This window comes from Bradyrhizobium sp. th-b2 (assembly GCF_000426785.1).
Classification (GTDB): Bacteria; Pseudomonadota; Alphaproteobacteria; order Rhizobiales; family Xanthobacteraceae; genus Bradyrhizobium; species Bradyrhizobium septentrionale.
The window spans coordinates 290,154-304,440 of the sequence record NZ_AUGA01000003.1 but is presented as its reverse complement, the minus strand read 5'-3'; the positions used below and the strand labels follow the sequence as shown (position 1 = coordinate 304,440).

The 14,287-nt window shown below is 64.6% G+C and carries 12 protein-coding genes; 3 read left to right on the top strand and 9 right to left on the bottom strand.

Annotated features, from left to right (window positions below):
• Positions 1-36 precede the first annotated feature (36 nt).
• From K359_RS0106640 to K359_RS0106600, 9 genes are all read right to left on the bottom strand, one after another.
• Positions 37-1,587, bottom strand: a complete 1,551-nt coding sequence (locus tag K359_RS0106640) for an AMP-binding protein (RefSeq protein WP_029078641.1) — start codon at positions 1,585-1,587, stop codon at positions 37-39.
• Position 1,588: 1 nt separating this feature from the next.
• Entirely contained in the window at positions 1,589-2,761 is a 1,173-nt protein-coding gene (locus tag K359_RS0106635; protein ID WP_029078640.1) for an acetyl-CoA acetyltransferase, read from the bottom strand.
• 45 nt (positions 2,762-2,806) lie between these two features.
• A complete protein-coding gene (gene eda / locus K359_RS0106630; RefSeq protein WP_029078639.1) occupies positions 2,807-3,457 on the bottom strand; it encodes a bifunctional 4-hydroxy-2-oxoglutarate aldolase/2-dehydro-3-deoxy-phosphogluconate aldolase in 651 nt (216 codons plus the stop codon).
• Complete coding sequence (locus tag K359_RS0106625) at positions 3,454-4,410, bottom strand: sugar kinase (protein WP_029078638.1); 957 nt, start codon at positions 4,408-4,410, stop codon at positions 3,454-3,456. Before K359_RS0106625 ends, eda begins: the two co-directional genes overlap by 4 nt.
• 29 nt (positions 4,411-4,439) lie before the next feature.
• Positions 4,440-5,426, bottom strand: coding sequence for a D-erythronate dehydrogenase (denD, locus tag K359_RS0106620; protein WP_029078637.1), 987 nt, complete (start codon positions 5,424-5,426; stop codon positions 4,440-4,442).
• Positions 5,427-5,496: 70 nt separating this feature from the next.
• The gene (locus K359_RS0106615) at positions 5,497-6,420 is read right to left on the bottom strand and encodes a carbohydrate ABC transporter permease (protein ID WP_029078636.1); all 924 of its coding nucleotides are present in this window, start codon (positions 6,418-6,420) and stop codon (positions 5,497-5,499) included.
• Between the two features lie 194 nt (positions 6,421-6,614).
• Positions 6,615-7,574 carry a carbohydrate ABC transporter permease gene (locus K359_RS0106610; protein ID WP_029078635.1) on the bottom strand — a complete coding sequence of 320 codons (960 nt, stop codon included), beginning with the start codon at positions 7,572-7,574 and terminating at the stop codon, positions 6,615-6,617.
• 109 nt (positions 7,575-7,683) lie between these two features.
• Positions 7,684-9,003 carry an ABC transporter substrate-binding protein gene (locus tag K359_RS0106605; RefSeq protein ID WP_029078634.1) on the bottom strand — a complete coding sequence of 440 codons (1,320 nt, stop codon included), beginning with the start codon at positions 9,001-9,003 and terminating at the stop codon, positions 7,684-7,686.
• Between the two features lie 79 nt (positions 9,004-9,082).
• The gene (locus K359_RS0106600) at positions 9,083-10,150 is read right to left on the bottom strand and encodes an ABC transporter ATP-binding protein (protein ID WP_029078633.1); all 1,068 of its coding nucleotides are present in this window, start codon (positions 10,148-10,150) and stop codon (positions 9,083-9,085) included.
• Between the two features lie 206 nt (positions 10,151-10,356).
• Here K359_RS0106600 and K359_RS0106595 point away from each other — a divergent pair, with 206 nt between their 5' ends.
• From K359_RS0106595 to K359_RS0106585, 3 genes are all read left to right on the top strand, one after another.
• Complete coding sequence (locus K359_RS0106595) at positions 10,357-11,385, top strand: LacI family DNA-binding transcriptional regulator (RefSeq protein WP_029078632.1); 1,029 nt, start codon at positions 10,357-10,359, stop codon at positions 11,383-11,385.
• Between the two features lie 212 nt (positions 11,386-11,597).
• Positions 11,598-13,436, top strand: coding sequence for an IlvD/Edd family dehydratase (locus tag K359_RS0106590; RefSeq protein WP_029078631.1), 1,839 nt, complete (start codon positions 11,598-11,600; stop codon positions 13,434-13,436).
• Positions 13,437-13,553: 117 nt separating this feature from the next.
• Positions 13,554-14,285, top strand: a complete 732-nt coding sequence (locus tag K359_RS0106585) for an SDR family oxidoreductase (RefSeq protein WP_029078630.1) — start codon at positions 13,554-13,556, stop codon at positions 14,283-14,285.
• Positions 14,286-14,287 lie beyond the last annotated feature (2 nt).

The window sequence follows — 14,287 nt, the reverse complement described above, 5'->3', positions numbered from 1 at the left end:
GGCAGCTTAGCGCGGCGGGAGGCAGCGGCCTATCCCTTAGCCTATCCCTTGGCCTATCCCTTTGGCCATCATCTCCCGCAGCGAGGTCTTCAGCACCTTGCCATAATTATTCTTCGGCAGGGCATCGAGATAGACGTAGCGCTTCGGCCGCTTGAAGCGGGCGATCGAAGCCAGGCAATGCGCGTCGAGCTTGCCGTCGTCGGCCGCGACGCCGTCCTCCAGCACGACGCAGGCGACGACGATCTCGCCCCATTCGGCATCCGGCACGCCGATCGCCGAGACCTCGCGGACATCGGGATGGGTCAGCAGGGCTTCCTCGACCTCGCGCGGATAGATGTTGGTGCCGCCGGAGATGATCACGTCCTTGGAGCGGTCTGACAGCGTCAGGAAGCCGTCCGCATCGAGCCGGCCGACGTCGCCGGTGCGCAGCCAGCCGTCCTTCAGGGTCTCGGCATTGGCCTTCGGGTTGTTCCAGTAGCCGAGCATCACGGTTGCGCCCTTGACCTCGATCTCGCCGGTCTCGCCCGCCGGCAGCGGCTGGCCGCCCTTGTCCGTGATGCGCACGGTGACGACGCTCTGCGCCGTGCCGACCGAGGCCAGCCGTTCGAGATAGCGCGGGTGATCGCTCTGCCGGTGCCAGTCGCGCGACAGCGCCGTGATGGTCATCGGCGACTCGCCTTGGCCATAGATCTGCACGAAGCGCTGGCCCATCGTCGCCATCGCGTCCAGGATGTCGGCGGTATACATCGGCCCGCCGCCATAGATGATGGTGCGCAGCCGCTCGCCATTCTCGCCGCGCTTCCTGGCGGCATCGACGAGGCGGCGCACCATGGTGGGTGCGGCGAACATCACGACGTTATCGAGCTGGCGGCCGAGGTTGAGCACCTCATCCGGATCGAAGCCCCCGGATTGCGGAACGACGTGACGGCCGCCCATGCGGACATGCGGAAAATTGTAGAGGCCGGCGCCGTGCGAGATCGGCGCGGCGTAGAGCGAGGCGTCGTTCGGCGTCGCCGCATCGACGTCGGCGAGGTAGCACAGCGACATCGCGACCAGATTGCCGTGGCTCAGCATCACGCCCTTGGGACGGCCTGTCGTGCCGGAGGTGTAGAACAGCCAGGCGAGGTCGTTGACTTCGCGCGGTAGCGGCGCGGGCGCGCCCTCGCCGCTTCGCATCGCCTTGTAGGCAGCGTTGTCGACCGACAGCATGGTCATGCCGGCGGGGCAATCGGACTTCGCCTCGCTCAACGCATCGATCGTGTCGTCGGAGACGAAGGCGAGCTTCGCGCCGCCATTGCCACAGATCCACGCCGCCTCGCGGCCATGCAGTTTTGCGTTGATCGGGATCGCGGCGGCGCCGATCCACCAGATGCCGTAGAGGCATTCGAGATATTGCGTGCAATTCGTCGCAAACAGTGCGACGCGGTCGCCGGCGGCAATCCCGTGATCGCGCGCCAGCGCCGCCCCGATCGAGGCGGCGCGGCGGGCAAAGGTTGCATAGTCGGCGTCGAGGTCGAATCCGGTCAGCAGCGCCGGCGCGGCGGGACGCGCCCGCGCCGTCGCCGCCAGCCATTCGGCAACGTTCAAGCTACTTCGCCGGCTCGAGGATCGAGACGTAATTGGCGACCGCGGCGCCGCCCATGTTGAAGATGCCGCCGATCTGCGGGTTCTTGAGCTGCATGCCCTCGGGCGCTTGTCCCGTGAGCTGCATTGCGCTCATCACGTGCATCGAGACGCCGGTGGCGCCGATCGGATGACCCTTGGCCTTGAGGCCGCCGGACGGATTGACCGGCAGCTTGCCGTCCTTCTGGGTCCAGCCCTCCATGATCGCGCGCGCGCCCTGGCCCTTCGGCGTCAGGCCCATCGCTTCATATTCGATCAGCTCGGCAACCGTGAAGCAGTCATGGGTTTCGACGAAGGAGAGATCGGACAGCTGCAGCCCGGCCTTCTGCAGCGCGCGCTGCCAGGCGGTGGTGCAGCCTTCGAACTGCAGGATGTCGCGTTTGGACATCGGCAGGAAATCCTGCGCATGCGCAGTGGCGCGGATGTTCACCGCCTTACCCATGGTCTTGGCGGTCTCGGCATCGGTCAGCACCAGCGCGGCGGCGCCATCCGACACCAGCGAGCAATCGGTGCGCTTCAGGGGACCCGCGACGAACGGGTTCTTGTCGCTCTCGGCGCGGCAAAACTCGAAGCCGAAATCCTTGCGCATCTGCGCATAGGGATTGGCGACGCCATTCTTGTGGTTCTTGGCGGCGATCATCGCCAGCGCGTCCGACTGGTCGCCATACTTCTGGAAATAGGCCTGCGCGATCTTGCCGAACACGCCGGCGAAGCCGCCGACGGTGTCGCCGTCCTCCGGCAGATACGACGCCTTCAGGAGGTTCTTGCCGATCTCCGGGCCCGGCGTCCGCGTCATCTGCTCAACGCCGACCACCAGCACGATCTTCGCAGCGCCCGCTTCGATGGCGCGAATGCCCTGATGGACGGCGGCCGATCCGGTGGCGCAGGCGTTCTCGACGCGGGTGGTCGGCTTGAAGCGCAGCGCCGGATTGGCCTGCAGCACCAGCGAAGCCGTGAAATCCTGCGGCGAGAAGCCGGCGTTGAAATGGCCGAGCATGATCTCGTCGACGTCGGACGCAGCAATGCCGGCATCGGCGAGCGCCTCGTTGGCGACCTTGACGACGAGGCTCTCGACGGTCTCGGCGTCGAACTTTCCGAATGGCGTATGCGCCCAACCCACGATGCTGGCTGCTGTCATGGCCGTATCTCCCTGTTCCTGTTCAGGGAGTTATGTAGCGTATCTTCAGGCGGCTTTCAGCGTTTTCATCGCCTGCGCGCACATGGCGGTTATGCCTACCCAATTGCCGGCGCGGATATCGGAGGCCGGGCACAGCCAGGAGCCGCCGACGGCCAGCACATTGGGCTCGGCGAGCCAGGTCGCCGCATTGGCCTCGCCAATACCGCCGGTCGGACAGACCCTCACATGCGGGAACGGACCAGCCAGAGCCCGCAGTGCCTTGATACCGCCGGCCTGCTCGGCGGGGAAGAATTTGACGACGTCGAAGCCTTGCGTCAGCGCCTGCATCAGCTCGGACGCGGTCGCGATCCCCGGTGCGAAGGGCAGCCGGCTGGCGGCAGCCGCCTTCAGCAGCTCGGGCGTCGCGCCGGGGCTGATGCCGAATTTGGCGCCGAGCGCCTCGGCGCGCGCCAGATCGTCGCCATTGAGGATCGTGCCGATCCCGACGATCGCGTCAGGCACCTCGGCGATGATGGCCCTGGCCGCGTCAACCGCGACCGGCGTGCGCAGCGTCACCTCGAGTGTCCGCACGCCGCCGGCGACCAGCGCCTTGGCGAGCGGCACCGCATCCGCGAGCCGCTCGATGGTCAGCACCGGGATCACGGTGGCCTGGCGGATCAGTTCGGCGATCCGGTCCTGCTTTGAAGTCGTTGTCATTGCGAGGCCTTGCGGGATGGTGGGGGACGAGGCGCCTTCTTCGGCGGCATGGCGTAGCGGGGAATGATCGCACCGGGATAGCACACCACGACGCCGGCCAGCCGATGGCCGGCGCGCGCTGCCTCCTCGGGCTCGGCGCCGCCGAGCCGCGCGGCGAGGTAGGCCGCGGCAAAACTGTCGCCGGCCGCAGTGGTATCGACCACCGGCTTTGGCAGCGGCTCCGCCCTCACCTCGCGCGTGCCGCCGGCAGAGCGCACGATGCAGGCAGGTTCGGCGAGCTTCAGCACGACCTCCGGGCTGGAGATGCCCGCCAGTAGCGCCGTGTTGCTCTCGCCGGGATAAAGCGGCGCCAGATCTTCCGTCGAGGCGAGCACGATATCGGCGGTCTCGAACGCGCTGCTGAAGACTTTTCGCGCGACGTTCAGATCCGGCCAGCCACGGGCGCGGAAGTTGGTGTCGAACGCAAAGCGCGTCCCCAGCAGCCGCGCACGCTTGAGCGCCGCCATCAACCGCTCCCGGCCGTCGTCGCGCAGGATCGAGAGCGTGATCGCCGAGAGATAGACGACGTCATAGGTCGCGAGCGAGTTCAGCAGGTCGTCCGTTTCGGGGAGGTCCATCAGCTCGCGTGCGGCGGCGCTGTCGCGCCAGTGGACGAAGCGCCGCTCGCCCTTGTCGTCGGTCTGGATCAGATAGAGCCCCGGCAGCTTGCCCGCCAATCGCGCGACATGCTTGGTGCCGATGCCTTCGCTCGCCCAGCCGGCGATCATCTCATCGCTCAGCGCGTCATCGCCGAGCGCCGTAATGTAATCGATGTGGACGCCGAGCCGCGACAGATAGACGGCGGTGTTGAGCGTGTCACCGCCGTAGAAGCGCGAATACAGACCGCCGATCTGGCCGCCCGGGGCCTGACGCAGCTCGATCATGCATTCGCCGATGCTGGCAACCCTGGTCATCTCGAGAGCCGCGCTCGCCCGGACGTCGCTCAGGCGGCAAACTTGCCGCCGAGCTCGTCCTCGATGTGGATACGGATGATGTCGTCGAACGTCTCCTCGGCGGTGGTGAAGCCGAGCTTCAGCGCGCGGTCGGTGACGAAATCGCGCGGCCAGCCGGAGACGATGCCGATGATGGTCGGATCGGGCACCCGCTTGATGCGCGCGGTGACGTTCTTGCCGGCGACACGCTCGAGCGACGCGATCTGCTCGCCGACCGTCACGGACATCCCGGGCATGCTGAGATTGCGCCGCGGCCCGATCGCATTGAGGTCCATGGTGCCGGCATGGACCAGGAAGCCGACCGCAGACTTCGGCGAGGCGTGCCAGTGCCGGACGTCCTCGGAGACCGGCAGGACCGCCTCCTCGCCCGCAAGCGGCTCGCGGATGATGTTGGAGAAGAAGCCGGACGCCGCCTTGTTCGGCTTGCCTGGACGCACGCAAATTGTCGGCAGACGGATCGAGATCCCGTCGAGCAAGCCCTTGCGGGTGTAGTCGTTGATCAAGAGTTCGCAGATCGACTTCTGCGTGCCGTAGCTCGTCAGCGGCGTGTGGAAGAACTCGTCGCCGATCTTCTCGGGGAACGGTGCGCCGAACACCGCGATCGAGGACGTGAACACCAGCCGCGGCTTGTAGCCACCACCGACCGCGCGGATCGCGTCGATCAGATAGCGGGTGCCGTCGAGATTGATCCGGTAGCCCTTGTCGAACTCGGCCTCCGCCTCGCCGGAGACGATCGCGGCGAGGTGGAAAATCACGTCGGGCCGCTCGGCGATCAGCGGCGCCGCAGCGCCGGCGTCGGCGAAATCGGAGGCGACGACATTGACCGGGATCGCGGCATTCGCGGGCTTGGCCGGCGCGACCACGTCCTGCAGGGTCATCCTGGTGATGTCCTGCTTGCCGAGGCGTCCCTCGCGCAGCAGACGCTCGGTCAGCTTGCGGCCGACCATGCCGGCGGCGCCCAGAATCAGAATGTGCACGACCCTGCTCTCCTTTTCTTGTCTTGTCTTCTTGGCTTGTTCTTCGAATTCAGATGCGGGCCTTGCGCGCTCATTCCTTCACGGCGCCCGTCATCGCCGAGACATAATGCTCAACGAAGAAGGCGTAAAGAATAACCAGCGGCAGCGAGCCGCATAGCGCCCCTGCCATCAGGGAACCCCAGCGATAGATGTCGCCGTCAACGAATTCGTTGACGATGGCGACCGGTACCGTCTTGTTCGGGGTCGATTGCAGGAACGTCAGCGCGTAGATGAACTCGTTCCAGCACAGCGTAAAGCAGAAGATGAAGGCCGAGATCAGGCCGGGGATCGCGAGCGGCAGCACGATCTTGATCAGGATCTGCCAGCGGCTGGCGCCGTCGATCAGCGCGCATTCCTCGAGCTCGAACGGGATGGTCTTGAAATAGCCCATCAACAGCCAGGTCGAGAACGGGATCAGGATCGTCGGATAGGTGAGGATCAGCGCCATCGGCGAGTCGAACAGGCCGTACTGGAACACGACGGTCGCGAGTGGAATGAACAGGATCGACGGCGGCACCAGATAGGCCAGGAAGATCAGGCCGCCGACGAGGTTGGCGCCCTTGTAGCGCAGCCGCACGATCGCATAGGCCGCGAGCACGCTCGCGACGATCGACAGCACGGTGGCGCCGATCGCCACATACATCGTGTTCCAGAGCCAGTGCGGATAGTAGCTCTCGAACAGCAGCTTGTGGACGTGCTTGAAGGTCGGATTCCAGGTCCAGAACGGATTGTACTTGTCCAGGTCAAGCAGCTGGTCGTCCGGCTTGATGGCGGTCAGCCCCATCCAGTAGAACGGGAACAGCAGGATGATGACGATGATCGAGAGCGGGATGTAGAGCGTCACGATCCGCCGCGGCACCGACTGCAGGTAGCTCATGCCCTCGCTGTTGTCGACGCGGGCCGACGTCGACAGGATGGACTTGAGATCGACCTTTTGGGCGGGAAGATCAGTCATGACGCCCTCTCTTGTCCCGCGCGCGGTGCATCGCGCAGCGGTGCACCGCAGATGCGGGACCCATTGTCTTGGTGGAGTGGACCCGTGGGTCCCGGTTCAGCAGCGCGTCATTGCATGCCGCGCTGCGCCCGGGACGCGAGAGCGCGCGCGGGGCCTGCCCCGTCAGCGCAAAACAAAACCAGCGAGCGGAGAGATCAATCATTGCTTTCTCCCTGCTGCCACTTCCTGCGCTGCAAGCCGAACCATGACACCATGATCGCGGCAAGCAGGAACGGGATCATCGCGCTGGAGATCGCAGCGCCCTCGCCCAATTGCCCCGCGATGATCGCGCGCTGGTAGGACAGCGTCGCCATCAGATGGGTGGCGTTGACCGGGCCACCGCGGGTCATCGCCCAGATCAGCTGGAAATCGGTGAAGGTGAACAGCACCGAGAACGTCATCACGACCGCGATGATCGGCGTCAGCAAGGGATAGGTGATGAAGCGGAACATCTGCCAGCGCGACGCGCCGTCGAGCGTCGCGGCCTCGTAGAGCGAGGGCTGCACGGTCTGCAGGCCGGCCAGCAGCGTGATCGCGACGAACGGCACGCCGCGCCAGATATTGGCGAAGATCACGCAGATGCGGGCCCAGGTGGTGTCGCCGAGGAAATTGATGTTCTGGGTGATCACGCCGAGATGCTTCAGCGACCAGGAGATGATCGAGAACTGGGAATCGAATATCCACCAGAACGCCAGCGCCGACAGCACCGTCGGCACGATGAAGGGAATCAAGACGGCAGCGCGCAGCAGCGCCTTGAACGGCATCCGCTCATTGAGCAGCAGCGCCAGATAGAGCCCGACCGCGAACTTAATGGCGCTCGCGACGAAGGTGTAGAGCAGCGTGTTGAACACCGACAGCCAGAAGATGGAATCGTCCCACAGCCACTCATAGTTCTCGGTGCCGATGAAATGACCGACTCGGCCGATCCGCGTGTCGGTAAACGACAGCCAGATTCCGAGCCCCAGCGGATAGGCCAGGAAGAAGATCAGAAAGGCCAGCGCCGGCAACATGAACCAGAAGCCGAGCCAGTTCTTGTTGTGGCGGAGCTGATCCCACGTGGTCGCTTCGCGGATTTCCGTCTTCGCACGTCGCGGCGCGAGGGCAATGTCAGCCATAGGCGATGTCCCGATTGCTCAAAGCATTGAGCATGGCTACGCAAACTTCCAATGATGGCATTCCAGCGATGGCGCGAGCGGCGGCTGTCCGCCGCCCGCGGGCATCACATCAGCGATAGATGCGCTTCAACTGCCGCTCGGCTTCCGCCATCGCGGTCTTGCCGTCCTTGGCGCCGGTGCAGTAGTTCGCGAACATGTCGACCACGATGAAGTCGGCGATCGCGGTCGCCGCCTTCTCGCCGGGCGTGCCGATGCCGGAGGCCGGCAGAGCGCGCTTGGAGGCCTGGCCGAACACGGCATTCTTCGGATCGGCGGTCCACACCGGAGCTGTGTCGTAGGCATTGAGCGTCTGGGTGAGATAGCCCCGCGCGCCCGACAGCCACTTCTCGAAATTCTCCTTCTCCAGCATGAAGGCGACAAAGGCCTTCGCCGCGTTCGGATATTTGCAGAAGTTGAAGGCGAGGATCGGAACCGCAAGCTGCAGCTCGGTCGGCTTGCCGAGCGGGCCGACCGGCCACAGCGCGTGGTCGATGTCCTCGGCGAGCTCCTTCTTGCTCGGATCGTCCTTGGCCGCGACGTAGATCGAGATGCCGTTCGAGGTTAGGTACAGCTCGCCGGACAGGAACGCCTTGTTGTTGGAGGAGTCGTTCCAGGATGCGACACCCGGAATGAAGGTGTCCGACAACGCCTTGGCATATTCCAGCGCCTTCATCGTCTCCGGCGAGTTGATGATGACCTTGTCGTCCTTGTCGACGGTCCAGCCGTTGTGGCCCCAGAGGATGTTGTGTACCCACGCGTTGGCGTCGCCGGTGGCGTGGCCAAGCGCAAAGCCGGCCGGCGTGTTGTTTGCCTTCAGCGCCTTGCACAGTTCGAGATAGGCCGGGAAGTCCGACGGCACCTGCTTAAAGCCCGCCTTCTCCACCGCCGATTTGCGATAGGTCAGGTAACCGCCGATGGTTGCGACGGGAATGCCGAGCCAGTCATCGCCTTGCTTGCAGGTTTTCGCGGCAGCGTCGGTCCAGCCGCCGTATTTCTTGCCGAGATAGTCGGCAACGTCGTTCATCTTCAGCACTTTGGTCGGGAACAGCTGCGGCAGGGTGTGCAGGCCCCAGGCGAGGTCGAGACCGGAGCCGGTGTTGGCGGCAACCGACGCCTTCGGCTGCACGTCCTCGAAGGACTCGCTGAACACGTTCATCTCGGTGCCGGTCGCCGTCTTGAACGCCGCGACCATGGCGTTGAACGCATCATCTTCCGCGGGCACGAAGCGCTTCCAGCGCATCACGGTGAGCTTGGCGCCGGGCTCCGCCTTCCAGGGCGCGCTCTGCGCCCAGGCCTTGGCGAAGTCAAACAGCGCCGGCCCGGTGAGCATGCCGGTTGCAGCCAGCGCGGTGCCGCCCTGAAGTAGCGAGCGGCGAGTCAAATCGTGCATCGTTCTTCCTCCCAAATGATTTGTGTTTTTCTTGTTTTTGATCTGGCCTGTTGGTCGGCCATTCAGATCAATCGGTCCGTCAGCTATTCAGTCGTTTCCCCGTCGAATCGTCGAACAGATGAACCAGCGCCGGATCCGGCTTGAGCCGAACCTTGTCGCCGGGATTGAACTGATGGCGCTCGCGGAACACGGCGACGACCTGCTCGCCGCCGAGCTTGGCGAACACCTGGGTCTCCGAGCCGGTCGGCTCGACCACCACGATCTCGGCCTCGGCGCCGTCATCGGCGATGGTGAAATGCTCGGGCCGCACGCCGTAGACCGCGGGCTGGCCGTCGGAATTGGCCGGCGCCGATTTCAGCGGCAGCTTGACGCCGTTCGGCCCCTCGAAATAGGCCGCGCCGTTCACCTTGACCTTGCCCTTGAGGAAATTCATCGCGGGCGAGCCGATGAAGCCGGCCACGAACTGGTTCTCCGGCTTGTCGTAGAGCTCGAGCGGCGAGCCCATCTGCTCGACGATGCCGTCATGCATCACCACGATCTTGTCGGCCATGGTCATGGCCTCGATCTGGTCGTGGGTGACGTAGACGGTCGTGGTCTTCAGCCGCTGATGCAGCTCCTTGATCTCGGTGCGCATCGCGACGCGCAGCTTGGCGTCGAGGTTCGACAGCGGTTCGTCGAACAGGAACACCTGGGGATCGCGCACGATGGCGCGGCCCATTGCGACGCGCTGGCGCTGGCCGCCGGAGAGTTGGCGGGGATAGCGCTCGAGCAGCGGCGTCAGGGCGAGGATCTCGGCTGCGCGCCTGACGCCGCTCGAGATTTCCTCGGGCTTGGCGCCGCGCAGCTTCAGCGAGAAGCCCATGTTGTCGGCGACCGTCATGTGCGGATAGAGCGCGTAGTTCTGGAACACCATCGCAATGTCGCGCTCTTTGGGCTGGACATTGTTGACGACGCGGTCGCCGATCGAGATCGTGCCCGAGGTGATGTTCTCAAGCCCCGCCAGCATGCGCAGCAGGGTCGACTTGCCGCAGCCGGAAGGGCCGACCAGAACGACGAACTCGCCGTCCTCGATCGGGATCGACACGCCGTGCAGGACTTCAAAATTGCCGAACGATTTCCGCACGTCGCGAATCTGGACCGACGACATCCACTTCCCTCCCTCAAGTTCCCGACGACGTACGGCGAGTGCCGCCACCGCTCTGTTTTGTTCCGGCCGCGCTGGGTGCGCGGCTCTGTTGGACTGAACTTATTGTCCGCAGTTTATCCGGTTTTGGCAATCGTTCGATTAGCAATCGCTTGGTAGCGCTGTCAATATCAGTTTGTCTGCGACGAACGTCGTGATATGAGCGGCAAATGGCCCGAAAGCGCATCATGCCAGGCAAGATCCGGCTCGCGGAAGTCGCGAAACTCGCCGGTGTCAGCCCGATTACGGCCTCACGCTTCTTCAGGAATCCGGAAGCCCTCTCGCTCGGCAAGCGCGCCCGGGTTGAGAGTGCGGCAAAAGAACTCGGTTATGTGCCCAATCTCGCGGCACGCGCGCTCGCATCGCAGCGCACCGAGGTGATCGGTGTCCTGATCCCGTCGCTGACCAACAATGTGTTCTCCGACGTGCTGCGCGGCATCTATGAGGCACTCGACGGCAGCCGCTACAGCATCCAGCTCGCCAACACCCGCTATAGCATTCTGCAGGAAGAGCGCCTGTTGCGTCTTTTTCTGGCACAGAAGCCGGCCGGTCTCATCATCACCGGCATCAACCAGACCCCCGATTCCCGCAGCATCATGGAAACGGTCGACTGCCCGATCGTGCAAATCATGGAGGTCGGCCCCTCTCCGATCGATATGATGATCGGATTCTCGCATTTTGACGCGGCAAAAGCTGCGATCGCCCATCTTCTCGCGCAGGGCTACCGGCGGATCGGCTTCCTCGGCGCGCGGATGGATCCACGGGTGCAGCGCCGGCTCGACGGCTATCGCGCCGCGATGACCGAGGCTGGGCTGTTCGATCCACAGCTGATCGTCACCACGGCGATTCCAACCTCGGTGACGTTGGGCGGCACGTTATTTGCCGACCTGCTCGCCAAGGCGCCCGATATCGACGCGGTGTTCTGCGTCAATGACGACCTTGCGCTGGGGGCGCTGTTCGAATGCAAGCGCCGTCACGTGGCGGTGCCGGAGCAGATGGCCATCGTCGGCTTCAACGACCTCGAATTCATGGCGTCGAGCGAGCCGACGCTGAGCAGCGTGCGCACCAATCGCTACGAAATGGGCAGAAGCGCTGCCATGATGGTGATCGAGACGCTGGAAGGACGCCGCCCCGCCGAGCCGGTCGTCGATCTCGGCTTCAGTGTCATGGAACGACAAAGCTCGGCGCGACGCACCTGACATCCACCCGCCAACAGACCGTCACAAGGGAAGCAAAAATGACAAAATGGTAGCGCAACCAAGAGCCTTCAACTAAGGTCCAATCCATCCAGTGAAACACCTGTGCGTGATCGTCGAGGTTTGTAATGCGCCACGATTTGCGCAAGGTAGAACAACGTTGAACCAGAGCCCTTGAATGGGCCCATCAAGTGTTTGCATTGCGGGAGAAACCAATGACAAAACCCCCCACCAACGGGCATAGCGCCGCAGGCGAGACCAAGCAGGGTAAGGGCCGCCGGCTCCGCTCCCAGGAATGGTTCGACAATCCGCACAATCCGGGCATGACCGCGCTCTATCTCGAGCGCTACCTCAATTACGGCCTGACCCGCGAGGAATTGCAGTCAGGCAAGCCGATCATCGGCATCGCCCAGACCGGCAACGACCTGTCGCCCTGCAACCGGCATCATCTCGAGCTTGCGCACCGCGTCCGCGAGGGCATCCGCGCCGCCGGCGGCATCGCGATGGAGTTTCCGACCCATCCGATCCAGGAGACCGGCAAGCGCCCGACCGCGGCGCTCGACCGCAACCTCGCCTATCTCGGCCTGGTCGAGATCCTGTTCGGCTATCCGCTCGATGGCGTGGTGCTGACCACCGGCTGCGACAAAACCACGCCGGCCTGCATGATGGCGGCGGCGACCGTCAACCTGCCGGCGATCGTGCTGTCGGGTGGACCGATGCTGAACGGCTGGCACGAGGGCCAGCGCACCGGCTCCGGCACCGTGGTTTGGAAGGCCCGCGAGCGGCTCGCCGCGGGCGAGATCGACTATGAGCAGTTCATCGAGATCGTCGCCTCCTCGGCGCCCTCGGTCGGCCACTGCAACACCATGGGCACCGCCTCCACGATGAACTCCCTGGCCGAAGCGCTCGGCTTCTCGCTGCCGGGCTGCGCGGCGATCCCGGCGCCCTATCGCGAGCGCGGCCAGATCGCCTACGAGACCGGAAAACGCATCGTCGACATGGTCTGGGAGGATCTGAAGCCGTCGGACTTCCTGACCCGCGAGGCGTTCGAGAACTGCATCGTGGTCAACTCCGCGATCGGCGGCTCGACCAATGCGCCGATCCACATCAATGCGCTGGCGCGCCATGTCGGCGTCGAGCTGTCGATCGACGACTGGCAGAAATACGGCCATGACGTGCCGCTCCTGGTGAACATGCAGCCGGCCGGATTCTATCTCGGCGAGGAATATCACCGCGCCGGCGGCGTGCCCTCGGTGGTGCGCGAGCTGATCAAGCACAAGCGCATCCATGAAGGGGCGCTGACCGTCAACGGCCGCACCATGGGCGAGAATTGCAAGGAAGCACCGAAGCCGGATGGCGACGTGATCTGGGGCTACGACAAGCCGCTGGTGAAGGACGCCGGCTTCCTCGTGCTGCGCGGCAATCTGTTCGATTCCGCGATCATGAAGACCAGCGTGATCTCGAAGGAGTTCCGAGACCGCTATCTGTCCAACCCGAAGGACCTCAACGCCTTCGAGGGCCGCGCCATCGTGTTCGAGGGGCCGGAGGACTATCACGCCCGGATCGAGGACCCCGCGCTCGAGATCGACGAGCACTGCGTGCTGTTCGTCCGCGGCACCGGCCCGATCGGCTATCCCGGCGGCGCCGAGGTGGTGAACATGCAGCCGCCGGCGGCGCTGATCAAACGCGGCATCCTGTCCCTGCCCTGCATCGGCGACGGAAGGCAGTCCGGCACCTCGGGCTCGCCGTCGATCCTCAACGCCTCGCCGGAGGCCGCCGCCGATGGCGGGCTCGCGATCCTGAGGACCGGCGACAAGGTGCGCATCGACCTCAACAAGGGCAGCGCCAACATCCTGATCTCGGAGGATGAGTTGCGCACCCGCCGCGCCGAGCTGAAGGCCAAGGGCGGCTTCCCGCACCCGGCCAACCAGACGCCGTGGCAGGAGCTCTACCGCCAGACCGTCGGCCAGCACGCGACCGGCGCCTGCCTCGAGCTCGCGACCCGCTACCACGACATCGCCGGCAAGGTCGGCGTGGCGCGGGATAATCACTGACCCCAAAACCGTCATTGCCGGGCTTGACCCGGCAATCCATCGCTCTTCGCAAGATGGATGCGCGGGTCAAGCCCGCGCATGACAGCAAAAAGATACGAGAGCTGAAGGAAGAAACGCATGTCAGATCGACTGAAGGGAAAGCGCGCAATTGTCACCGCCGCCGCGGCAGGCATCGGACGTGCATGCGCCATCGCATTCGCGCGTGAAGGCGCCACCGTGATCGCGACCGACATCAATGAGAGCGGCATCGCCACGCTGGGCAAGGAAGGCGTCGCCGAGACCGCGCGGCTCGACGTCCGCAGCAGCGCTGAGGTCAACAGCTTCGCCAAGCGCGTCGGCAAGATCGACATCCTGCTCAATGCGGCAGGCTTCGTGCATCACGGCACCATTCTGGAGTGCTCGGACGAGGATTTCGACTTCTCGTTCGACCTCAACGTCAAATCCATGCACCGGACCATCAAGGCGTTTCTGCCTGGGATGCTGGCGGGCGGAGGCGGCAGCATCGTCAATATCTCGTCTTGCGCGGCGCTGCGGCCGCCGGCCAATCGCTATGTCTACAGCGCGTCGAAGGCGGCAGTTTCGCTGCTGACGCGCGCGGTTGCGCTCGACTTCATCACCCAGGGCATTCGCTGCAACGCGATCTGCCCGGGCACGGTGGAGACGCCCTCGATGCTCGATCGCGCGGCCGCCGCCGGCCCGGATGGACGCGAGAAATTCGTCGCCCGCCAGAAGATGGGCCGGCTCGGCACCGCAGAGGAAATCGCGGCCATGGCGGTCTATCTTGCGAGCGACGAAGCGGCATTCACCACCGGCGTCGACATGGTCGTCGACGGCGGCTTCATGCTCTGACT

Excerpts from the sequence above, each read along its gene's own strand:
- K359_RS0106635 (WP_029078640.1), bottom strand. The coding sequence starts at position 2,761 with ATGACAGCAGCCAGCATCGTGGGTTGGGCGCATACGCCATTCGGAAAG.
- eda (WP_029078639.1), bottom strand. The coding sequence starts at position 3,457 with ATGACAACGACTTCAAAGCAGGACCGGATCGCCGAACTGATCCGCCAG.
- K359_RS0106625 (WP_029078638.1), bottom strand. The coding sequence starts at position 4,410 with ATGACCAGGGTTGCCAGCATCGGCGAATGCATGATCGAGCTGCGTCAG.
- K359_RS0106615 (WP_029078636.1), bottom strand. The coding sequence starts at position 6,420 with ATGACTGATCTTCCCGCCCAAAAGGTCGATCTCAAGTCCATCCTGTCG.
- K359_RS0106610 (WP_029078635.1), bottom strand. The coding sequence starts at position 7,574 with ATGGCTGACATTGCCCTCGCGCCGCGACGTGCGAAGACGGAAATCCGC.
- K359_RS0106605 (WP_029078634.1), bottom strand. The coding sequence starts at position 9,003 with ATGCACGATTTGACTCGCCGCTCGCTACTTCAGGGCGGCACCGCGCTG.
- K359_RS0106600 (WP_029078633.1), bottom strand. The coding sequence starts at position 10,150 with ATGTCGTCGGTCCAGATTCGCGACGTGCGGAAATCGTTCGGCAATTTT.
- K359_RS0106595 (WP_029078632.1), top strand. The coding sequence starts at position 10,357 with ATGGCCCGAAAGCGCATCATGCCAGGCAAGATCCGGCTCGCGGAAGTC.
- K359_RS0106590 (WP_029078631.1), top strand. The coding sequence starts at position 11,598 with ATGACAAAACCCCCCACCAACGGGCATAGCGCCGCAGGCGAGACCAAG.
- K359_RS0106585 (WP_029078630.1), top strand. The coding sequence starts at position 13,554 with ATGTCAGATCGACTGAAGGGAAAGCGCGCAATTGTCACCGCCGCCGCG.